General features: G+C 71.8%; 21 protein-coding genes. 7 read left to right on the top strand and 14 right to left on the bottom strand.

The genetic code is table 11. The annotated features are described in order from the left end of the window. The first annotated feature begins 47 nt into the window (after window positions 1–47). Window positions 48–488, top strand: coding sequence for an ATP-binding protein (locus tag ACLZOT_RS05835; protein ID WP_416967634.1), 441 nt, complete (start codon window positions 48–50; stop codon window positions 486–488). Here ACLZOT_RS05835 and argF read toward each other — a convergent pair. The 6 genes from argF to ACLZOT_RS05805 form a co-directional block, all read right to left on the bottom strand. Further along, window positions 485–1,492 (bottom strand): ornithine carbamoyltransferase, encoded by a 1,008-nt coding sequence (gene argF, locus ACLZOT_RS05830; protein ID WP_416967633.1) that lies wholly within the window; start codon window positions 1,490–1,492, stop codon window positions 485–487. The genes ACLZOT_RS05835 and argF overlap by 4 nt on opposite strands. A 102-nt stretch (window positions 1,493–1,594) precedes the next feature. Next, complete coding sequence (locus ACLZOT_RS05825; RefSeq protein WP_416967632.1) at window positions 1,595–2,818, bottom strand: arginine deiminase; 1,224 nt, start codon at window positions 2,816–2,818, stop codon at window positions 1,595–1,597. Window positions 2,819–2,901: 83 nt separating this feature from the next. Next, window positions 2,902–5,451: a polynucleotide kinase-phosphatase gene (locus tag ACLZOT_RS05820; protein ID WP_416967631.1), complete on the bottom strand. Its 2,550-nt coding sequence runs from the start codon at window positions 5,449–5,451 to the stop codon at window positions 2,902–2,904. After that, window positions 5,448–6,926, bottom strand: coding sequence for a 3' terminal RNA ribose 2'-O-methyltransferase Hen1 (locus tag ACLZOT_RS05815; RefSeq protein WP_416967630.1), 1,479 nt, complete (start codon window positions 6,924–6,926; stop codon window positions 5,448–5,450). Before ACLZOT_RS05815 ends, ACLZOT_RS05820 begins: the two co-directional genes overlap by 4 nt. Before the next feature lie 96 nt (window positions 6,927–7,022). Then, a complete protein-coding gene (locus ACLZOT_RS05810) occupies window positions 7,023–7,913 on the bottom strand; it encodes a DUF4232 domain-containing protein (RefSeq protein WP_416967629.1) in 891 nt (296 codons plus the stop codon). A 438-nt stretch (window positions 7,914–8,351) separates the two neighbouring features. Beyond that, on the bottom strand, window positions 8,352–9,275 hold the full coding sequence (locus ACLZOT_RS05805) for an LLM class F420-dependent oxidoreductase (RefSeq protein ID WP_416967628.1): 924 nt from the start codon (window positions 9,273–9,275) through the stop codon (window positions 8,352–8,354). A 239-nt stretch (window positions 9,276–9,514) separates the two neighbouring features. Here ACLZOT_RS05805 and ACLZOT_RS05800 point away from each other — a divergent pair, with 239 nt between their 5' ends. Then, complete coding sequence (locus tag ACLZOT_RS05800) at window positions 9,515–9,688, top strand: hypothetical protein (RefSeq protein ID WP_416967627.1); 174 nt, start codon at window positions 9,515–9,517, stop codon at window positions 9,686–9,688. 298 nt (window positions 9,689–9,986) lie between these two features. Here ACLZOT_RS05800 and ACLZOT_RS05795 read toward each other — a convergent pair whose 3' ends face one another. The 4 genes from ACLZOT_RS05795 to ACLZOT_RS05780 all read right to left on the bottom strand — a co-directional run bounded on the left by ACLZOT_RS05795 (window position 9,987) and on the right by ACLZOT_RS05780 (window position 12,825). Next, complete coding sequence (locus tag ACLZOT_RS05795; protein WP_416967626.1) at window positions 9,987–10,451, bottom strand: DUF6099 family protein; 465 nt, start codon at window positions 10,449–10,451, stop codon at window positions 9,987–9,989. 188 nt (window positions 10,452–10,639) lie between these two features. Beyond that, the gene (locus tag ACLZOT_RS05790) at window positions 10,640–10,996 is read right to left on the bottom strand and encodes a nucleotide pyrophosphohydrolase (protein WP_416967625.1); all 357 of its coding nucleotides are present in this window, start codon (window positions 10,994–10,996) and stop codon (window positions 10,640–10,642) included. Beyond that, a complete protein-coding gene (locus ACLZOT_RS05785; protein WP_416967624.1) occupies window positions 10,993–12,270 on the bottom strand; it encodes an ATP-binding protein in 1,278 nt (425 codons plus the stop codon). Before ACLZOT_RS05785 ends, ACLZOT_RS05790 begins: the two co-directional genes overlap by 4 nt. A gap of 144 nt (window positions 12,271–12,414) precedes the next feature. Beyond that, a complete protein-coding gene (locus ACLZOT_RS05780; RefSeq protein WP_416967623.1) occupies window positions 12,415–12,825 on the bottom strand; it encodes a cell division protein SepF in 411 nt (136 codons plus the stop codon). 24 nt (window positions 12,826–12,849) lie between these two features. Here ACLZOT_RS05780 and ACLZOT_RS05775 point away from each other — a divergent pair, with 24 nt between their 5' ends. Next, window positions 12,850–13,023, top strand: coding sequence for a hypothetical protein (locus ACLZOT_RS05775; RefSeq protein ID WP_416967622.1), 174 nt, complete (start codon window positions 12,850–12,852; stop codon window positions 13,021–13,023). A gap of 151 nt (window positions 13,024–13,174) precedes the next feature. Here the strand turns inward: ACLZOT_RS05775 and ACLZOT_RS05770 are convergent, their stop codons facing one another. Next, window positions 13,175–13,687 (bottom strand): YceI family protein, encoded by a 513-nt coding sequence (locus tag ACLZOT_RS05770; RefSeq protein ID WP_416967621.1) that lies wholly within the window; start codon window positions 13,685–13,687, stop codon window positions 13,175–13,177. 116 nt (window positions 13,688–13,803) lie between these two features. Here ACLZOT_RS05770 and ACLZOT_RS05765 point away from each other — a divergent pair, with 116 nt between their 5' ends. After that, the gene (locus tag ACLZOT_RS05765) at window positions 13,804–14,346 is read left to right on the top strand and encodes a MarR family winged helix-turn-helix transcriptional regulator (protein ID WP_416967620.1); all 543 of its coding nucleotides are present in this window, start codon (window positions 13,804–13,806) and stop codon (window positions 14,344–14,346) included. A 354-nt stretch (window positions 14,347–14,700) separates the two neighbouring features. On the opposite strand, the gene ACLZOT_RS05760 is transcribed toward ACLZOT_RS05765, so the two are convergent. Continuing rightward, on the bottom strand, window positions 14,701–15,327 hold the full coding sequence (locus ACLZOT_RS05760; protein ID WP_416967619.1) for a TetR/AcrR family transcriptional regulator: 627 nt from the start codon (window positions 15,325–15,327) through the stop codon (window positions 14,701–14,703). Between the two features lie 100 nt (window positions 15,328–15,427). On the opposite strand from ACLZOT_RS05760, the gene ACLZOT_RS05755 reads away from it, so the two are divergent. The 3 genes from ACLZOT_RS05755 to ACLZOT_RS05745 all read left to right on the top strand — a co-directional run bounded on the left by ACLZOT_RS05755 (window position 15,428) and on the right by ACLZOT_RS05745 (window position 18,280). Continuing rightward, window positions 15,428–16,096, top strand: a complete 669-nt coding sequence (locus tag ACLZOT_RS05755; RefSeq protein ID WP_416967618.1) for a class II aldolase/adducin family protein — start codon at window positions 15,428–15,430, stop codon at window positions 16,094–16,096. Window positions 16,097–16,116: 20 nt separating this feature from the next. Then, a complete protein-coding gene (locus ACLZOT_RS05750; protein ID WP_416967617.1) occupies window positions 16,117–17,058 on the top strand; it encodes a carbohydrate kinase family protein in 942 nt (313 codons plus the stop codon). Between the two features lie 229 nt (window positions 17,059–17,287). Beyond that, entirely contained in the window at window positions 17,288–18,280 is a 993-nt protein-coding gene (locus ACLZOT_RS05745) for a phospholipase D-like domain-containing protein (protein WP_416967616.1), read from the top strand. A 172-nt stretch (window positions 18,281–18,452) separates the two neighbouring features. Here the strand turns inward: ACLZOT_RS05745 and ACLZOT_RS05740 are convergent, their stop codons facing one another. Both ACLZOT_RS05740 and ACLZOT_RS05735 read right to left on the bottom strand, forming a co-directional pair. After that, window positions 18,453–18,863, bottom strand: coding sequence for a nuclear transport factor 2 family protein (locus tag ACLZOT_RS05740; RefSeq protein WP_416967615.1), 411 nt, complete (start codon window positions 18,861–18,863; stop codon window positions 18,453–18,455). Continuing rightward, window positions 18,854–19,660: an MBL fold metallo-hydrolase gene (locus ACLZOT_RS05735; RefSeq protein WP_416967614.1), complete on the bottom strand. Its 807-nt coding sequence runs from the start codon at window positions 19,658–19,660 to the stop codon at window positions 18,854–18,856. Before ACLZOT_RS05735 ends, ACLZOT_RS05740 begins: the two co-directional genes overlap by 10 nt. Window positions 19,661–19,711: the final 51 nt, after the last annotated feature.

The raw sequence follows: 19,711 nt of genomic DNA, 5'->3' as shown, positions 1-19,711 counted from the left end.
AAAGTTGAAAGCAGGACTGCCTGATGTCGATCAAGGGGACCTGCGCCATGAACGGACTCGCCTTGCCTGAACGACCGGCCTCAGCCTCCTGGCGCATCGCGCTGCCGCACACCGCCGCCGCCGTCCCCGTCGCGCGCGCCCTGGTCCGTACGGCGCTGGCGGAGGTCGAGTGCGGCGCGGACTGCGACACGGCGGAGCTGCTGACGGCCGAGCTGGTGGCGAACGCGGTCGAGCACACGGCGGGCGGTGAGCCGATAGAGCTGGTCGTGCACTTGCTGCCGAGCGGCTGCCAGGTCGAGGTGCACGACCAGGACCCGGCCCCGCCGGGCGAGCTGACCCGCCCCTCCGGCGGCGACCCCGACCCCTGGCAGGAACACGGGCGGGGCCTGCTCCTGATCCGCGCCCTGTCCTCCTCCTGCGGCCACCGGCCGACGGAGAAGGGCAAGGCGGTGTGGTTCCGGCTGGCGGTGCTCCCGGCGAGCGCCTAGCCGAGCGTCGCCACCAGGATCGCCTTGATCGTGTGCATCCGGTTCTCCGCCTCGTCGAAGACGACCGAGTGGGCCGACTCGAAGACCTCGTCGGTGACCTCAAGGGATTCCAGGCCGTACGTCTCGAAGATCTCCCGGCCGACCTTGGTGCCGAGGTCGTGGAAGGCCGGCAGGCAGTGCAGGAACTTGACGTCGGGGTTGCCGGTGGCGCGCAGGACGTCCATGGTCACGGCGTACGGCACGAGCGCGGCGATCCGTTCCGCCCACACCTCCTGGGGCTCGCCCATGGAGACCCAGACGTCGGTCGCGACGAAGTGGGCGCCGGTGACGCCCTCGGCGACGGACTCGGTCAGCGTGACCCGGGCGCCGCTGGTCTCGGCCAGCTCCCGGGCGCGGTCCACGATCTCCTGGGCGGGCCAGTACTGCTCGGGCGCGACGATCCGTACGTCCATGCCGAGCAGGGCGCCGGTGACCAGGTAGGAGTTGCCCATGTTGAAGCGGGCGTCGCCGAGGTAGGCGAAGGAGATGTCGGTCAGCGGCTTCGTGCTGTGCTCGGTCATCGTGAGGACGTCCGCGAGCATCTGCGTGGGGTGCCAGTCGTCGGTGAGGCCGTTGTAGACGGGCACCCCGGCGTACGCGGCCAGCTCCTCGACGACCGTCTGCGCGTCCCCCCGGAACTGGATCGCGTCGAAGAAGCGCCCGAGCACCCGCGCGGTGTCCTTCGTGGACTCCTTCTTGCCGATGTGCGAGCCCGAGGGGTCGATGTACGTCGTCGAGGCGCCCTGGTCGGCGGCGGCCACCTCGAACGCGCAGCGGGTGCGCGTCGAGGACTTCTCGAAGATCAGCGCGATGTTCTTCCCGGTCAGCCGGCGCGTCTCGGTCCCGGCCCGCTTCGCGGCCTTCAGCTCGGCGGCGAGCGCGAGCAGACCGCGCAGCTCCTCGGCGGTGAAGTCCAGCTCCTTGAGGAAGTGGCGGCCGGCGAGGGCGGTCGGGACTGTCGCCATGGGGGCGCTCCAGAGGTACGTGAACAGACTGACCTGTGGAAGTCTATACGATACTCGGCATTTCTATTCAGTCTGCGGTACGACGATACGCACGGACCCCCGTCATACGGCGTCCCGCTCCACCGGACAGCTCATGCAGCGCGGCCCGCCCCTCCCCCGCCCCAGCTCGCTCCCCGGGATCTCGATCACCTCGACACCCTGTTTGCGCAGGTGGGTGTTGGTGGTGGCGTTCCGCTCGTACGCGACGACGACCCCCGGCTCCACGCACAGCACGTTGCAGCCGTCGTCCCACTGCTCGCGCTCCGCCGCGTGCACGTCCTGCGTCGCCGTCAGCACCCGGATCGCGTCCAGGCCGAGCGCGGCGGCGATCGCCCGGTGCATGTGCTCCGGCGGATGGTCGGTGACCTTGAGCTCCTTCTCGCCCACACCGGGTTCGATCGTGTAAGACCGGAGCATGCCGAGGCCCGCGTACTGGGTGAAGGTGTCGCCGTCGACCATCGTCATCACCGTGTCCAGGTGCATGAACGCCCGGCCCTTCGGCATGTCCAGCGCCACGATCGTCTCCGCCGAGCCCGCCGCGAACAGCTTGTGCGCGAGCATCTCGACGGCCTGCGGGGTGGTCCGCTCGCTCATCCCGATCAGGACGGCGCCGTTGCCGATCACCAGGACGTCCCCGCCCTCGATGGTCGACGGATAGTCCGCCTGCCCCTCCGACCAGACGTGGAAACGCTCGTCCCGGAACAACGGGTGGTGCCGGTAGATCGCCTCGAAGTGCACGGTCTCCCGCTGCCGCGCCGGCCACCGCATCGCGTTGATGGACACCCCGTCGTAGATCCACGCCGACGTGTCCCGGGTGAAGAGGTGGTTGGGCAGCGGCCCCAGCAGGAAGTCGTCCAGCTCCATCACATGGAACCGCACGGAGGTCGGCTCCGGGTGCACCTCCAGGAACTCCCGCTTCGTCATCCCCCCGACCAGCAGCTCGGCGAGCTCGGCGGACGGCAGCGTCTCGAAGGCGGCTCTGAGGTGGTCGGTGGCGAGCGGACCGTACTCCTTCTCGTCGAAGACGCGGTCCAGTACGAGGGTTCTCGCGGCCGGGAGCGCCAGCGTCTCGGTGAGCAGGTCGCCGAAGAGGTGCACGGCGACGCCCCGGTCCCGCAGCACGTCCGCGAACCCGTCGTGCTCGGCCCTGGCCCGCCGGACCCAGAGGAGGTCGTCGAAGAGCAGGGCGTCCTTGTTGGTGGGGGTGAGCCTTTTCAGCTCCAGGTCGGGCCGGTGCAGGATGACGCGGCGCAGCCGCCCGGCTTCGGAGTCCACGTGGAATGCCATGTCTCCATCCTGACCTTCAGGGCGCCGGTTCACCCGGCTTCCGGGGGGTCTTTCTGCCGCGCGGCACAAAGACCCCCCTCACCTCACAGCCTCGGGTCCACCGGCTCCGACTCCAGGGCCAGCACCCCGAACACCGCCTCGTGGACGCGCCACAGCGGCTCGCCCTCCGCGAGGCGGTCCAGGGCCTCCAGACCGAGGACGTACTCGCGGATCGCGAGGGACCGCTTGTGGTTCAGGAACCGGCCGCGCAGGCGGGCGAGCTGGTCGGGACGGGTGTACTCCGGGCCGTAGATGATCCGCAGGTACTCCCGGCCGCGCACCTTGACGCCCGGCTGGACGAGGCGGCCCTCCTGGTCGCGGACCACCGCTCCGAGGGGCTTGACCACCATGCCCTCGCCGCCCGCCCCGGTCAGCTCCAGCCACCAGTCGACGCCGCCCTGCACCGACTCGGGGTCGGTCGTGTCGACGTACAGGCGCCGGGTCGTCTGGAGGAGGCCGGTGGTGTCGTGCTCCACCAGCCGGTCCAGCAGGGCGAGTTGCTCGTCGTGCGGGAGCGCGGCGAGGCTGCGGCCCTGGACCGCGAGGAACTGGAACGGCGCCAGGCGGACCCCGTCGAGACCCTCTGTGGGCCAGCAGTAACGCCGGTACGCGTCGGTGAACGCCGAGGCGTCGGCGGCGCGTTCCCGCTGCCGGGTCAGCAACTCGCCCACGTCCACGCCGCGTTCGGCGGCTCCCTGGAGCGCGGCCAGCGCACCCGGGAACACCGCCCCGGAGGCCGCGCCGACAGCGGCGTACTGGGACCGCAGCAGCCCGGTCGCCTTCAGCGACCACGGCATCAACTCGGCGTCCAGCAGCAGCCATTCAGTGTCGAGGGACGCCCAGAGCCCGGCCGCGTCGGCAGCCGCCCGCACCCGCCCGAGGATCTCCTCGGTGACCGCGGCATCGTCGAAGAACGGCCGACCGGTACGGGTGTACAGCGCCCCTGTCGGACCGTCCACCCCGAACCGCTTCCGCGCCGCCTCCGCGTCCCGGCACACCAGGACGACCGCCCGCGACCCCATGTGCTTCTCCTCGCACACGACCCGCTGGACCCCGCCCTCGGCGTACTGCGCGAACGCCTCCACCGGGTGCTCCAGGTACCCGTCGGCCCGGGAGGTCGCCGTCGGCGCCATGGTCGGCGGCAGGTACGGCAGCAGCCTCGGGTCGATCGCGAACCGGCTCATGACCTCCAGGGCCGCCGCCGCGTTCTCCTCCCGGACGGACACCCGCAAGGACCCCTCGTACCGGGTCGTCACGATCCGCCGTCCGTGCACGTCGGCGAGGTCCAGCGGACGCCCGTCGTGCCCGCCCGGCGCCTCGGAGCGCAGCGGCCTCGCCGGCTCGTACCAGACCTTCTCGGCGGGTACGTCGACGAGTTCGCGCTCCGGCCAGCGCAGCGCGGTCAGCTTGCCGCCGAACACCGCACCCGTGTCGAGGCAGATGGTGTTGTTGAGCCAGGTCGCCTCCGGGACCGGCGTGTGCCCGTAGACGACGGCCGCGCTCCCCCGGTAGTCCTCGGCCCACGGGTAGCGCACCGGCAGCCCGAACTCGTCGGTCTCCCCGGTGGTGTCCCCGTACAGCGCGTGCGAGCGGACCCGCCCCGAGGTGCGGCCGTGGTAGTGCTCGGGCAGCCCGGCGTGGCAGACGACGAGCTTCCCGCCGTCCAGGACGTAGTGGCTGACCAGCCCGTCGATGAACTCCCGTACCTCGGTGACGAACTCCTCGCTCTCCCCCGCCATCTGCTCGATGGTCTCGGCGAGCCCGTGCGTGTGCTGGACCTTGCGGCCCTTGAGGTGACGCCCGTACTTGTTCTCGTGGTTGCCCGGCACGCACAGCGCGTTCCCGGACTTGACCATCGACATGACACGCCGCAGCACGCCCGGGCTGTCCGGCCCCCGGTCGACGAGGTCGCCGACGAACACGGCGGTACGGCCCTGCGGGTGCACGCCGTCGACGTACCCCAACGTGCCGAGCAGCGCGTCCAGTTCGCTCGCGCAGCCGTGGATGTCGCCGACGATGTCGAACGGCCCGGTGAGGTGCGTGAGGTCGTTGAACCGCTTCTCCGTGCGGACGGTCGCGGCGTCGACCTCCTCCACACCGCGCAGGACGTGCACCTTGCGGAAGCCCTCGCGCTCCAACTGCCTGAGAGAGCGCCGGAGTTCGCCGATGTGCCGTTTGATGACCCGGCGCGGCATGTCGGCCCGGTCGGTGCGGGCCGCGTTGCGCTCGGCGCACACCTCCTCGGGGACGTCGAGGACGATCGCGATCGGCAGGACGTCGAACTTGCGGGCCAGGTCGACGAGTTGGCGCCGAGCGTCGGGCTGGACGCTGGTCGCGTCGACGACCGTACGGCGGCCGGCGGCGAGCCGCTTGCCGGCGATGTAGTGCAGGACGTCGAAGGCGTCCCGGCTGGCGCTCTGGTCGTTCTCGTCGTCGGAGACCAGGCCCCGGCAGAAGTCGGAGGAGATGATCTCGGTGGGCTTGAAGTGCCGTGCCGCGAACGTGGACTTGCCCGACCCGGAGGCGCCGACGAGGACGACGAGGGACAGGTCGGTGACAGGGAGTTCGCGTCCCCTGGTGTGCTGCTCGGTCATGCCGCCTTCGCCTCCTTCTCGGTCTCTGTCTGCTGCGCCTTCTGTGTGAAGACCGCCATCTGGGTCGGCGGTCCCACCTCGGGGTCGTCGGGTCCGACCGGGACGAACTCGACGTCGTAGCCGTGGAGTTCACCCACCTTCTGGGCCCAGGCTCCGAACTCCTCGCGGGTCCACTCGAAGCGGTGGTCTCCGTGCCGGACGTGCCCGGCGGGCAGGGACTCCCAGCGGACGTTGTACTCGACGTTCGGGGTGGTCACGAGGACCGTGCGCGGGCGGGCCGCGCCGAACACCGCGTACTCCAGGGCGGGCAGGCGCGGCAGGTCGAGGTGTTCGATCACCTCGCTGAGGACGGCCGCGTCGTACCCCTTCAACTGCTTGTCGGTGTACGCCAGCGAGCCCTGGCGCAGGGTGACCCGGGACGCCTGGCGCTCGCCCATGCGGTCCAGCTTGAGGCGGCGGGCAGCGATGGTGAGCGCCCGCACCGACACGTCGAGGCCGACGATCTCCGTGAAGCGGACGTCCTTCAGCAGCTCCTTGACCAGCTCGCCCTGGCCGCAGCCCAGGTCGAGGACGCGGGCCGCGCCCGCCGCGCGCAGGGCGGTGAGGATCGCCTCGCGGCGCTGGACGGCCAGCGGGGTCGGCTTCTCCTCCGCCTCGGTCTCCGACTCGACCGCGTTGTCGATCTCCTCGACCTCGCTGTCGTCGGTCTCCGCGAGCCGGACCAGTTCGAGGGCCTCCAGCGCCTGCCGGGTCAACGACCAGCGCCGGGACAGATAGCGGCTGGTGATGAGCTTCTGCTCCGGGTGCGCCGAGAGCCAGCCCTCGCCGGCCCGCAGCAGCTTGTCGACCTCCTCGGAGGTGACCCAGTAGTGCTTGGCGTCGTCGAGCACCGGGAGCAGGACGTACAGGTGACGCAGCGCCTGGGAGAGGGTCAGCTCCTCGGACTCCAGGACGAGTCGGACGTACCGCGAGTCGCCCCAGTCGGGGAACTCGGCGTCCAGCGCGACCGGTTCGGCGGTGACCTGCCAGCCGAGCGGCTCGAAGAGGCCGCGGACGAGGTCGGCGCCGCCGCGCGCGGGCAGGGCGGGTACCTCGATGCGCAACGGGCGCGGCTGTTCCGGGAGTTCGGGGCGGGCGTGGCAGGCGCCCTTCATCGCGCTGGAGAACACGGCGCCGATCGCCACGGCGAGCAGTGAACTCGCCGCGTACGGGCGGTCGTTGACGTACTGGGCGAGCGCCGCGTCCGGGGCGCCGCCGCGGCCCTTGCCCTTGCCCCGCCGGACCAGTGCCACCGCGTCCACCTCCAGCAGGAGCGCCGCCGTGCAGCGATCCGCGTCCGCCTCTGGGTAGAGGACGTGCGCCGTGCCGTAGGAGGTGGAGAACGTCTGCGCCTTGTCGGGATGCTTGTGCAGCAGGTAGCCGAGGTCGGTCGCCGGGCGTTCGGGCGTGCCGGTGGTGGTGATGGTCAGGAACATGGGCCTCTCCGGCCGGGTGTGAGAGTAGGTGAAAGCGGTCGCACAGACTTTCTCATACCGGGTCTGACCGGCGCCTTTGCTTTATGCCGGGCGGCCCTACCGCTCCTCGCGCTCCCAGGCGCCCACGCCAAGTCGTCCGGTGGTGCCGAGGTCGAGGTCCGGGGAGATCACGACGGGGTCGGCGCCGGACTTGGCGCGCACCCGGACGTACGGGACGTTCGACGCGTCGCCGAACCCGGTGGTGTTGCGCCATGCCAGTCCCGCCGACGCGCGCTCGCCGGGCTTCAGGGTGATCGGGCGGGGCGGCGCGCTGTCGGGGGCCATCGGGATGTCGCCGGTGCCCTTGAGGATCTCGATGCCCTCGACGGTCCGGTACTGGTCGTCGAGGAGGGTCAACTCGGGGTATCCGTCGAGGGAGTAGGGGGTCGTGCCGCAGTTCTCCAGGTGGATGCCGACGACCCTGAGGCCCATCGCCGCGTCGCCCCGGTCGGCGTACACCCGGATCCCCGACGCCGGGCAGGCGCCGCCCTGCGAAGGTGCCTCGGCGGTGGGCACCTTGGCGGCCTTGATCACCTTGGCCGTGACCGCTCCGGCGACGCCGATCGCCTCCACGGTCCCGGTGACCGTCCTGCCGGGCGCGACCGCCTTCACGGTCACCTCCCGGTTGTCCAGCGCCTCGCCGGCCGCCGAGCGGAAGGAGACGGTGACGGTGTACGTCATCGTCTGCGGCCCCTTGTTGACGACCTCGTACGCGGCCGTGACCCGGGCCAGGCTGTCCGGCCGTACGACGTAGTCGCCGCTGGGCCGGGGCGACGGGGCGGGCGGGAGCCGGACGGAGGTGATCCGGACGCCGTCGACACCGGGGTCACTGACCGGGGAGGCGGACGCCACCCCGCCCCGGGCCCCGACGTCCGCCTTCTCGGCACCGCAGCCGGAGACGGCGAGCAGAACGGCGACGGCCGGGACGAGGAGGGGAAGTCTGCGCATCGGCCCACCCCATCAGGCGGCGTGATCACGGGGCTGTGACGGAGGCCACACCTCCGGTCACAGGCGTGTCACAGCTCGGGCGGGGCTCGGGCGGGATGGGCTCAGGCGGGAGGCGGGCTCGGGTGGGCCGGGGCCAGGCGGTGGGCCGGGGCCAGGCGGTGGGCCGGAGCCGGGCGGTGGGCCAGGGCCGGACGGTGAGCCGAAGCCGGACGGTGAGCCAGGGCCGGACGGTGAGCCGAAGCCGGGGTCGGGCTCCACCCGCCGACCCCGACCCCGACCCCGGCCTCGACTCCGACCCCAGCCCCGACCCCGGCCTCGACTCCGACCCCAGCCCCGACCCTGGCCCCGGCCCCGGCCCTGACTCCGACCCCAGCCCCGACCCCAGCCGTGACTCCGACCCCAGCCCCAGCCCCAGCGCGTCGCGTATCCGCCCCGGGCTCAGCCCAGTTGCGACTGCACCTGCGACGAGATCAGCTCCAGGTGGTCCAGGTCCGTGAGGTCGAGGATCTGGAGGTAGAAGCGGGTCGAGCCGATCTCCGCGTACCGGCCGAGCTTCTCGACGACCTCCGCCGGGGTGCCCGCGAGGCCGTTCTCCTTCAGTTCGTCGACCTCGCGGCCGATCGCGGCGGCGCGGCGGGCGACCTCCGCGTCGTCCTTGCCGACGCAGACGACGAGGGCGTTGGAGTAGGTGAGGGCGTCGGCGGGGCGCCCGGCTTCCTCGACGGCGGCGCGGACGCGGGCGAACTGCTGGTCCGTGTCCGCGACGGAGGCGAACGGCATGTTGAACTCGTCGGCGTAACGGGCCGTCAGGCGCGGGGTGCGCTTGGGGCCGCCCCCGCCGATGAGGACGGGGATCTTCGCCTGCGCGGGCTTGGGCAGCGCGGGCGAGTCGGTCAGCGTGTAGTGGGTGCCCTCGAAGTCGTAGGTCTCCCCGGCCGGCGTGCTCCACAGGCCGGTGACGATCTCCAGCTGCTCCTCCAGGCGGCCGAACTTCTCCGCCGGGAAGGGGATCCCGTACGCCGTGTGCTCCTGCTCGAACCAGCCCGCGCCGAGGCCGAGTTCGACCCGGCCGCCGGACATCTGGTCGACCTGGGCGACCTGGATGGCGAGGACGCCGGGCAGCCGGAAGGTCGCGGCGGTCATCAGGGTGCCGAGCCGGATGCGCTTCGTCTCGCGGGCGAGCCCGGCGAGGGTGAGCCAGGCGTCGGTGGGGCCGGGGAGGCCGTCGCCGTCACCCATCTTCAGGTAGTGGTCGGAGCGGAAGAACGCGTCGAAGCCGAGGTCCTCGGCCGCCTTCGCGACGGTGAGGAGGGTGTCGTAGCTCGCGCCCTGCTGGGGCTCGGTGAAGATACGCAGATCCATGGGCCCATGCTCGCACCCCGTACATCCGTGCGATCGTCAACCCCGCCGGTCAAGGGCGCCCCAGGAATCCCCTCCCGGGTGAATATCGCGGGCGCCGGGCGCGTCGGGCAGTGACCGGCCCTCGTGATGATCGTTGGGACGTCGGAGCCGGACCGCCCGGCACCCGTGCCCGGCAGGTCAACGCCGGGGCGTCACCCGTATCGGCCTCCTGAGGGGGGCCGCGGGCCGAGGAGGCCGTCATGTCCGAGGAACTGGGCTCCGCCGGGCAGCCGAAGGGCTTGCTTCAGCAGATGGAAGAGCTGATGGCGTCGTTGAACGCGGACCTGTCCGCACTGGACGCGGACCTTCAGTCGACCGGGAGTTCATCGCGGGCGGTGCCCGAGGAGGGCGAGGCCGGAGCTCCGACCGGCTGAGGCCGGGCGTACGGCGCCTGCCGAAACCTTCCGCATCCCGTCCGGCCCTGCCACAGGGCCGGCGCCCCCCTCGCACCCCGGGGCCGACGCCCCCTCACATCCCGGGACCGGCGGCGCCCCTCACGCCAGGAACCGGCGCCCCTCGCCTCGACGAGTCGGCGCCCCGTCTCTTCCGCAAAGCCCCCGCCCCAAGGAGTCTGTGCCTCCCAGGCCGAGGGGCCACACTCGCAGCCCGGACGCCGACGCCCTCCGGCTCTCCACCCGCCTCGCGACGAAGCCCCGGCCTCCCGGCGGAGCCTCACCGCTCCGGTAAAGCCTCCTCCTCCCGCGCCGCCAGCTTGCGCAGCATCTCCAGGACGCGGTCCCGGGATTCGTCCGCCGCGTCGATGGCCTCCATGCACTGCCAGTACCTCGCCTGGTCGGGGGCGGTGGAGGCGAGGCCGACGAGGGCGATGCCGACCTCGCCGAGGAGGCCGCCGAGGCACAGCAGGGTCTGGCGGGCGTCGTCGAGGTCGGTGAGCTGGGCGGCGCGCAGGGCCTCGGGGGCGAGGTCCGGCGCGTCGAGGACCCCGCAGCCCCGGCCCGCCAGCTCCGTCAGCCCCAGGGCCTCGCCGCGCAGTTCGGGTGGGCCCGAGACCGCGAGGCGGCTGCCGATCGCCTGCGCGAGTGCCTGCGCCTGCCACACCTCCGCGAGGAGCTCGGCGCCGTCACCGCCCCGCGCCAGCGCCCACCGGCTCGCCAGGATGAGCCGCACCGCGTCCATGGGCCACCCCCGTCCGTCCCGGACCCGTTCCTCACGCGCCCGTCTCAACTCCCTTGTCCACTACCCAGAGTGAGGGACCCTGAGACGAAAAGCCAGAGGAAGGCGGAAATCTGTGGACAACAAATCGGTTTCGGGCGGCTGAACGATTACTCAGAGCGATAGCGGACGTGCCTGTTCCAGCACGCCGCTCATTCCGCTTCCGCTCCGGGCCGCTCCGCCGGGAAGCGTTTCTCGTTGCGCTCGATCTTCGCCGCGAGCGCGGCGAGCGGGTCGACGCCGAGGATCTCGCAGAGCTGGAGCAGATACGCGAGCACGTCGGCGACCTCGTCCCGGACGCGGTGGGCGGTGTCCGGGTCGGACATCACCCGGGCCGACTCCTCAGGGGTCAGCCACTGGAAGATCTCCACCAGTTCGGACGCCTCCACGCTGAGCGCGGCGACGAGGTTCTTGGGAGTGTGGAACGGCTGCCAGTCGCGGGCGGCGGCGAACGCGGCCAGCCTGCGCTGGAGTTCCGGCACGTCGAGGGGGGTGGTCTCTCCTGTCACTTCTCAAGGTGTACCACCGTGACGCCGGGCGCCCCGACCGCCCACCCGGCGTCGGGGGAGGTGCCGAGGAGGCGGACGTGCCCCCGGTCGGCCATCAGGGCGGCGAGTTCGAGCAGCGTGTGCCGCTGGCGCAGGTCCAGCAGGTTGTCGAAGTTGTCGGCGAGCACCGTCAACGCGTTGAGCGCGGTGGGGCGTTCGCCCGGCGCGTCGACCGTCAGGACGCCGGTCCCGGTGAGCAGGACCAGCGCGAGCCCGAGATGCCGCAGCTCACCGTCCCCGAGCCGCGGCAGCGCGGTGGTCCCCGTGCCGTGGTCGAGGACGACATGCAGACGGCCGTCCCGCGTCGCCTCGGCCCGCAGGTCCACGACCGGTCCCGCGCATCCGGCGTCCACCGCGACGACCAGCGCCGCGTGCCGTGCGGCGCACTCGCCGCGGGTGCGGAAGACGACGTCGGCGAAGTTGTCGCAGCCGGCCACCAGCCGTCCGGAGCCGGGCAGGACCGGTACGCGCATGGCGTCGGGGCGGGGGTCGCAGAAGAAGGCGGACCGCAGCGCGACGACCATCTGCTCGGCGGCTGCGAGCACATGCCGCTGCCCGCCGGTCCGGCCCGCGACCCGCAGCGGCAGCAGGGAGGTCACGAGCCGGTCGTCCGGGAAGGGCGCGCGCATCCTCGGGGAGGAGCCGCCGGTGTACCAGGCGGCGTCCACGTACGACTGGGTCGGGTCCCGTAACGCCGTCTCCAGCAACACCCTGCCCCCGGCGCTGAGCCGCTCCCCCACGATCCGCATGCGTGGTTCGGCCTGTACGGCGACGTCGAGCGCGACGGGTCCCTCCGGGCCGTCCGCCGTACACCCGATCCGGAAGCCCCGGCGCCCTTCCCGGTCCGCACGCGCCCACACCGGCACGCACTCCCCCACGTCCGTGAACACCTCCCGCACCGGGCTCCCGCCCCCGAGCCGCGACAACGCCGCGTACGCCCGCAGCGCGCTGCTCTTCCCGCTCCCGCTGCGCCCGCTGAACAGCGTGACCGGCCCCAGCCGGTACACCCCGCGCCGGTGATTGGCGTAGGCGGAAAGCCGCAGTTCGGTGAGACAGGGCCGCTGGATCCGGTCCTCGGGGCCACCGGGGAACGGCGGCAGGGCGGCCACGACGGAAGCGATCCTGGAACCGCCTTCCGCCCTCCGTCCGGCGCGGCTGCGGGGCGGGGGCACGCGCGGCGCGCGCAGGGACGGCGCAACGGCTTGCCGCGGCGGTGACGCGTGGGAGGTGGTCATGTCGGGACCGTAGGAGTCCGGTGAGCGGGCGAACCGTTCCGCCCGTCGCCCGTTCCCCCGAACGAGCGACCACCGCAGCGGGATCCGGCCGGAGTTCGTGGCCGAAACCGGCGCCGGTGCGATGGTCGGCCCGGCAGACAGGCCCTACACCCCCGCGCCCTCCATGATTCCGCTGACCTCGGTCCCGGGCGGGGTCAGCAGGAAGACGTTCCGGTCGACCCGGTGCATCCCGCTGGCCAGGCCGAAGACCACGCCCGTCGAGAAGTCGAGGACGCGTTTGGCGACCTCGGTCTCGGCGCCGGTGAGGTCGAGGAGGACCGGGATGCCGGCCATGAGGGTCTCGGCGACCTCGCGGGCGTCGGCGAAGACGTTGATGCGGAGGACGACGAAGCGGCGGCGGGCCTCGGTGTCCGGTTCAGGCAGGGCTCGATGGCCGACCGCCGAAGGCCACGCGTCGCGGCCCCTCAGCGGCACGACCTGGGCGAGCCCTTCCCACTGCTCATCGGTGACGTCGTATCGGTTCACCGGCACCCCCCGAACTGACTCGCGTTCCATCCTGCACCAGTCAATTCTTACGCCATGTCACCCGTTCGGCCCAACAACGACACGGACGGCGACACCACCGCACCCCTTCTCACCGGCCTCTTCACAGCCGCCGTCACCCCCGCGCCCCAGCAGTGGCACCGGATCCTGACACTCCCGTCGGCCACGACGCCTGGACGCAGGCCGCCTCTCACGACCGCCGGCCGGTGATCCTGATCACGGCGCCGGCGGCGACGGCCCTGCCGGTCTCGACGGTCACCGTCTGGCGCGTCGGGAACTCCGGCCTCCTCGGGGTGGGTCCGCGGACGCTGTCCAGCCAGGACGTCCAGGTGAAGTTGCCGTTGCCGCGCCGGAGTTGGCGTCAGCCCTTGCGGGTGAAGCGGAGGGCGGCCGTGATGGTCGTCCGGTCCTTCATCATGCCGAGCTGGTTCCAGTCGAGTCCGAAGTCCTTGCGGTCGATGACGAATTCGGCGTTCAGGGTGACCGCGTCGGCGCTGACGTCGGCGAGGCCGGCGGTGAAGGTGTGCGGGCGGCTGATGCCGCGCACGGTGAGCTGGCCGGTGACGTGCACCTGGTCCGAGCCGCGCAGTTCCGCCGTACGCACCGCGTAGGTGATCTCCGGGTGGTTGTCGGTGTCGAAGAAGTCCGCCGAGCGCAGGTGGACGTCGCGCTTCTCGTTCTTCGTGTCGATGGAGGCGGCGGCCACGGAGAAGACGCCGGTGGCGGTGGAGTCCTCGCCGACCTCGCCGCTGCCGGTGACGCCGGAGAAGACGCCCTTCACGGTGACCAGACCCCACATCGTCTTGTGCTTCAGCGCGACGGTGGTGGCGGTCGGGTCGAGCTGCCAGAGCCCTGTTGCGACGGCGACGGTCATGGTTCACAACTCCAGGTCGATCCGGTTATCCAAATTTGGATGAGAGGAGCGTATCCAGTAATCCAAATCTGGACAACCCCCTGGGGAAAATCCGGACCGCCGATACACTCGAAACCATGGCCGCCAGCGACGAACACCCCACCGACCTGCCCCAATGCCCTGGAAAAGTGCAGGGTGGAGACCTCCCGCGCGAGCTGCGGGGCTGGATGCTGCTGCTGGCCGCGACGGGCGCGGTGGAGCAGCGGCTGCACACGCTGGTCAAGGAGCGGCTGGACGTCTCGCACGACGAGTTCCTGGTCCTGTGCCTGCTCGCGGACCGGCCCGAGGGCCTGCGGATGACCCGGATCGCGGAGCTGCTGGGCCGCCCCAAGACCCGGCTCACCTACCAGATCGCCTGCCTCCAGCACTCCGGCCTCGTCACCCGGGGCTCCGTCTGCGGCGACAAACGAGGCATCACGGTCCTCCTCACGGACAAGGCCCGCGACCTCCTCCGCGAAACGTCCTGCACGCTGGCGACAACCGTCCGCGAGGCGTTGGGCGAGGTGATGGGCCCGACAGAGGTGAACGCCCTGTGCGGCCTCCTGCCGGACCTGGCGGGGGGCGAGCCGCAGGAGGTGGAGACGGACAGCGGGGAGCGCCCGACGGAGGCGGTGCGATAACCCTCCGGGGCGCGCGCGAGGCCGACTCGGCGCACACCGGCGCCCCTCGGCACGAAACCGGCCAGGCGCCCCCCTGCCCGGCGACCCGCGTCCCGCCCACCGCCGGCACCGCCGTGGGCGATCGGCCCGGCAACCACCTCCCGCCACCGCCCGTACCCCCGCGCGGAAGCCACCCGGCCGTCGCCTACCGCCCACCCCCGCCGCGCGCCCTGCCTACGGCGACCGCTTCCCGCCCGTTCCCCTGCGGCCCCAGACCCGGGCACCACCTCTCACCCTCCGCGCGAAAGGGGCCCGCCCACCCCGCCCCCATCCCGCCTACGACGACCAGTTCCCGCCCGTTACCTGCGTGCGCCCCTACTCCCCCAACCGCCCCAGATACGCCCCCAGCAGAGTCTTGAGGTGGGACAGGAGGGCCGGGTCGCCCTCGGGGGTTGCGCGGAATGCCTCCTGGGTGACCGCGTCCGCCGCGAGGAACGCCGTGCGGCAGGCCGTTGCCGCGTCCTCGGTGTCGGGGAGGCGGTGTTGGGCGATCAGGACGCGGTGCAGGCTCTCGGCCATGGCGTGTTTGTGGCGGCGGTCGGCCTCGCGGGTGCCTTCGGTGAGGTGGCGGCCGAACCAGAGGGCGCGGAAGCCCGGCTGGGAGCGGTAGAGCCCGGCGAAGGCGTCGACGAGGACGGTGACGGGGTCGGGCCAGACCTCCTCGCGGGCCTGGTGCACCAGCGTCTCCATCGCCGCCTCCAGCCGCCCCAGATAGAGGTCGGCCAGCGCCTCGACGATCGCGTCCCGGTCGGGCAGGTACTGGTACAGCGCCCCGACGGACACCCCGGCCTCGGCCGCGACCCGGGTCGTCGTCAGGACGTCCACACCGTCCTCGGCGAGCAGCCGCTCGGCCGCCGCGAGCACTTTCGCCACCTTCTCCACCGACCGCGCCTGCCGGGGCCGCCGCCGCAACCGCACCCCGTCGAGTTCCCCCGGCTGCATCCTGTTCCTCTCGGTCGAACTCCCCGGCGTCATCGGGTGACTTGCCTGGATCCTGAAACCAAACGTGACTTTGTTTCAGGTTCACGTTAGCTTTCGCGTCATGACGGAGGCGAGTCCAGATCTGGCGGAGGCCCGGCGTGCGGTGGCGGATGCGGGGCGGCGTCTCGCGGAGGCCGGGCTGCTGATCGGCACGGCGGGCAATGTGAGCGTACGGACCGGCGACGCCGTGGCGGTCACCGCGACCGGCGCGGTCCTCGCGGGGGTGACCCCGGACGAGGTGACGGTCGTCGACCTGGACGGCCGGGTGCTGGCCGGGAGCCTCGCGCCGACGTCGGAACTGGAGCTGCACCTCGGCGTGTACCGGCGTACCGGCGCGGGCGCGGTCGTCCACACGCACTCGCCCCTGGCCACCGCGCTCTCCCTGGTCCTCGACGAACTCCCGTGCGTGCACTACCAGATGCTGCTGCTCGGCGGCGCGATCCGGGTCGCCCCGTTCGCGGTGTTCGGCAGCCCGGAACTGGCCGGCCACGTACTGACCGCGCTGGAGGGCAAGTCGGCGGCGCTGATGGCCAACCACGGTGCGGTGGTGCACGGTTCGACGCTGGAGAAGGCCGTGGAGAACGCCCTGCTCCTGGAGTGGGCCTGCGACGTCTACGCCCGCGCCGCCGCCCTGGGCACGCCGCGCGCCCTGGACGAGGAGCAGCAGGTCGCCGTCATCACGGCCGCGTTGAACAGCGGGTACGGCAGCACACGCGCGGCGAAACCGTAAGTCCTCGGAGAGGGAGTCCCGTGAGTCAGTCGGTGATAGCGCTCGGCGCCCATGTGTTCGACGTCCAGGTCCGCCCCGTGGAGTCCATCCCGGACGGCCAGGGGGCGACGCTGGTCGACCAGATCCGGTTCGGCCCGGCGGGCACGGCGGCCGGTACGGCGGTGACGCTGGCGAAGCTGGGCGCGGAGGTCAGGACGGCCGGCGCGATCGGCACGGACCCGATCGGCGACCTGATGCTGACCCTGCTGGGCAGCTTCGGCGTGGACACCTCGCTCGTCGTACGCCGCGCCGACGCCCAGACCTCCGCGTCCGTGCTGCCGATCCGGGCCGACGGCAGCCGGCCCGCGTTCCACGTGCTGGGCGCGAACATCACCTACGGCCCCGACGACGCCCCGCACGCGGAGATCGCGGCGGCGACCCATCTCCACCTGGGCGCACCGGAGTTGATGGGCGGGGAGGCGGCGGCGAAGATCCTGCGGCCCGCACGGGAGGCGGGGACCGTCACCTCGGTCGACATCCTCGCGGGCGGCGAGAGCGGGCTGTTCGACTGGATCGCGGACGCCCTGCCGCACGTCGACTACCTGCTGCCCAACGAGGACCAGGTGCTCGGGTTCACCGGCGCGCAGAGCGTGGAGGCGGGAGCGCGGGTCTTCCTGGAGCGCGGGGTGGGGTGTGTCGCCGTGACGATGGGCGCGCGGGGCGCGCTGGTGGTGACGGCTCAAGAGGCCGTGACGGTACCGGCGTTCGCGGTGGACGTCGTCGACACGACCGGCTGCGGGGACGCCTTCTCCGCCGGGTTCCTGCGGGGGATCGGGCTCGGGCGTACGGCCGTGGAGTCGGCGGTGCTGGGGTGCGCGGCGGCGGCGCTCGTCGCGCAGGGGCTGGGCAGCGATCACGGGGACTTCGATCTGGCGGCGGCGGACGAGTTCGCGGCGAACACGCCGGTCCTGAAGGCCGACTGACCCCTCGATCGCCCTCCCGAAGGGGTCCAACAGACACATTTTGCGATCTTGCGGGAAGCGCATGAACCGCCTCCCACCTGCGGGGAGTCCACTTTGCCCCGACTCAAGAGCCGTCCGGTAACCCCGAGTTCACCGGGCGGCTCTTCTCCGGTGTTCTACGCGCGTGGTGTTCTGCTCCCGCCCGCCGCTCCCCCCTGGCGGGCGACACCAACTCGACCAGGAGTCACGCATGTTGTGGAAGGCCATCGGCCGTACGGGCGTCGCGCTCGCGGCCGGCGCAGCCGTCGTCGCCACCGCTGTCCCCGCGAGCGCGGCGAGCTACTCCGCGTTCGCGTTCTCGCAGAGCGGCGGGCAGCCGCAGATCTACGACTTCATCAACTCCGCGACCAGCTCGCTCGACATGACGATGTACGAGCTGGAGGACACCACCGCCGTCAATGACCTCATCGCCCTGGAGAACAAGGGCGTCACCGTGCGGGTCGTGCTCGACCAGGCCCACCAGTCCGCGAACAGCTCCGCGTACACGGCGCTCACGAACGCCGGGGTGGGGGTGGCCTGGTCCTCCACGTCGTACGTCTACACCCACCAGAAGACCATCACCGTCGATGGCGCCAAGTCCCTGATCCTCACCGGGAATCTGACCTCCCAGTACTACGCCACCGGGCGTGACTACGGGGTGTTCGACGACGACAGCCGGGATGTCGCCGCCATCGAGAAGGTCTTCGCCGCGGACTACGCCGGAGCGGCGGTGACCCCCACGGACGGCGATCATCTGCTGTGGTCCCCCACGGACGCGCGCAGCCGGCTGCTGTCCGTCATCAACGGGGCCACCAGCACGCTGGACGTCGAGGAGCTGGAGTTCAGTGACAGTGCTGTCGTCGACGCGATTGCTGCGCGGGCTTCGGCGGGGGTGAAGGTGCGGGTCGTTCTGGAGAGCCCGTCCTCGTACGCTTCCGAGGTGTCCGAGATCGAGTCGGCGGGCGGGAGTGTCGTGGGGTACTCCGACCCCGACGGGTTCTACATCCACGCGAAGGCGATGGTGGCCGACTACGGGTTGTCCACGCAGGCGGTGGAGGCCGGGTCGATGAACATCAGCACCAACTCGCTGACGAAGAACCGGGAGTTGGGGATCATTCTGACCGGGACCGGAGTTGCCCAGTCGGTTGCTTCGACGGTTGAGACGACGTTCGCGAGCGACTTTGCGGGGGGTGCGGCTGCGTAACGCCCTGTGGGGGGTGGTGCGGTTGTCTCGCGGCTGCGGGGGCGTTGTAGCTGGTCGCGCAGTTCCCCGCGCCCCTTAAAAGACGGGGCGTGCCGCCACCCCCTCTCGAAGAGAATGCACACTCACAGGACGAACGCCGCCCTTCCCACGCAGGGCGGCGTTCAGCGGACGGCTACGCCGTCATCGCCTCGCGTACGAGCGCCGTGTCCACGAACTGTTCGAACCTCACGATCAGGCCGCCCCTCACCACGAAGTGGTGTGCGACCCGGACGTTGATCTGCTTGCCCGTCGCCGTGTTCACGGCCGTGTACCGCGCCAGGACCACCACGTTCTCGCCGTCCACCACGTACGTGTCGTCGTGGGCCGTCCAGTCTTCCCAGTCCTGGCCCAGCTTCTCCATCACGGCGGCGGTGACGCCCTCCGGCGTGCGGTAGGTGCCGGCCAGGGGGAAGCCCGCCATCTCCGTCCACTCGACGTCGGGGGCGAGGGTGGCGCGGAGGGCTGCCAGGTCGCCGGCGGCGGAGGCGAGGTACTGGCGGCGTACGACGTCGGCGGGGGTGTCGTAGGTCATGGTCAGCCCCACTTCATCTCGCCCTTGGCGACCTTCGCGCCGATCTGCGCGGCGATCAGCATGCCGTTGTCGGGGTAGCGGGCGACGAGGGCGGCGGTGAGGGCGGCGCCGTCGGGGGCCTTGGCGAGTTCCTCCTCGAAGGCGACCAGGTATTCGCGGGTCGCGGTGATGGCGGAGGCGTCGGCGGGGGTGCCGGGCAGGCGGTGGCCGGGGACGACCAGCTCGGGGGTGAGCGCGGCCATCTCGTCGAGCGCCTTGATCCAGGCGGCGCGGTCGCCGGGGGCCGGGGTGTCGGCGACCCAGACGTGCTCGCGCTGGAAGAGGAGGACGCCGCCGAGGATCGCCTTGTGCTCGGCCTGCCAGAGGTAGTGGCGGTCGGGGAGTTCCGCGGAGCCGCCCTTCAGTTCGAAGCGGTGGCCCTCCAGGGCGAGGTCGCCGGTGAGGGGTTCGAGGGCGACGAGCCGGGTGGGGAGGTTGGCGCCGAGGGCCGCCCACGCCTTGAGCTTGCCCTCGTAGGAGTCCTGGATGTGCTCGATGACGAGCGGGGTGGCGACGAACCGCGCTTCGGGGAAGGCGTCCGCGATGACCTCGGCGCCGAAGTAGAAGTCGGGGTCGGCGTGGCTGACGAAGACGGTCGTCAGGGTCTTGCCGGAGTCGAGGACGGCGGCGGCGAGGCGGTGGCCGTCCGCGCGGGTGAAGGCGGCGTCGACGAGCAGCGCCTCGCTCTCGCCGGTGACGAGCGTCGCCGTCTTGTTCTTGCTGCCGGCCGGGAAGTCCAGGTCGAGGACGGTGAAGGTGAGGGTGCTCATGGGAGCTCCTTGGGGAGGCGCGGGGATGGCGAGTAATCCGCCTGACGGCAC

Source organism: Streptomyces sp. 4F14, assembly GCF_048159485.1.
Taxonomy (GTDB): domain Bacteria; phylum Actinomycetota; class Actinomycetes; order Streptomycetales; family Streptomycetaceae; genus Streptomyces.
Note: the sequence above shows the minus strand (reverse complement) of the source record. Positions and strands in the feature narration are given on the sequence as shown.

Coding starts and splice junctions, on each gene's coding strand:
- ACLZOT_RS05745 (WP_416967616.1), top strand. CDS start 17,288: ATGTTGTGGAAGGCCATCGGCCGTACGGGCGTCGCGCTCGCGGCCGGC.
- argF (WP_416967633.1), bottom strand. CDS start 1,492: ATGGCGACAGTCCCGACCGCCCTCGCCGGCCGCCACTTCCTCAAGGAG.
- ACLZOT_RS05780 (WP_416967623.1), bottom strand. CDS start 12,825: ATGGAACGCGAGTCAGTTCGGGGGGTGCCGGTGAACCGATACGACGTC.
- ACLZOT_RS05785 (WP_416967624.1), bottom strand. CDS start 12,270: ATGACCACCTCCCACGCGTCACCGCCGCGGCAAGCCGTTGCGCCGTCC.
- ACLZOT_RS05770 (WP_416967621.1), bottom strand. CDS start 13,687: ATGACCGTCGCCGTCGCAACAGGGCTCTGGCAGCTCGACCCGACCGCC.
- ACLZOT_RS05775 (WP_416967622.1), top strand. CDS start 12,850: ATGTCACCCGTTCGGCCCAACAACGACACGGACGGCGACACCACCGCA.
- ACLZOT_RS05805 (WP_416967628.1), bottom strand. CDS start 9,275: ATGGATCTGCGTATCTTCACCGAGCCCCAGCAGGGCGCGAGCTACGAC.
- ACLZOT_RS05760 (WP_416967619.1), bottom strand. CDS start 15,327: ATGCAGCCGGGGGAACTCGACGGGGTGCGGTTGCGGCGGCGGCCCCGG.
- ACLZOT_RS05825 (WP_416967632.1), bottom strand. CDS start 2,818: ATGGCATTCCACGTGGACTCCGAAGCCGGGCGGCTGCGCCGCGTCATC.
- ACLZOT_RS05815 (WP_416967630.1), bottom strand. CDS start 6,926: ATGTTCCTGACCATCACCACCACCGGCACGCCCGAACGCCCGGCGACC.
- ACLZOT_RS05810 (WP_416967629.1), bottom strand. CDS start 7,913: ATGCGCAGACTTCCCCTCCTCGTCCCGGCCGTCGCCGTTCTGCTCGCC.
- ACLZOT_RS05735 (WP_416967614.1), bottom strand. CDS start 19,660: ATGAGCACCCTCACCTTCACCGTCCTCGACCTGGACTTCCCGGCCGGC.
- ACLZOT_RS05765 (WP_416967620.1), top strand. CDS start 13,804: ATGGCCGCCAGCGACGAACACCCCACCGACCTGCCCCAATGCCCTGGA.
- ACLZOT_RS05835 (WP_416967634.1), top strand. CDS start 48: ATGAACGGACTCGCCTTGCCTGAACGACCGGCCTCAGCCTCCTGGCGC.
- ACLZOT_RS05795 (WP_416967626.1), bottom strand. CDS start 10,451: ATGGACGCGGTGCGGCTCATCCTGGCGAGCCGGTGGGCGCTGGCGCGG.
- ACLZOT_RS05820 (WP_416967631.1), bottom strand. CDS start 5,451: ATGACCGAGCAGCACACCAGGGGACGCGAACTCCCTGTCACCGACCTG.
- ACLZOT_RS05755 (WP_416967618.1), top strand. CDS start 15,428: ATGACGGAGGCGAGTCCAGATCTGGCGGAGGCCCGGCGTGCGGTGGCG.
- ACLZOT_RS05800 (WP_416967627.1), top strand. CDS start 9,515: ATGTCCGAGGAACTGGGCTCCGCCGGGCAGCCGAAGGGCTTGCTTCAG.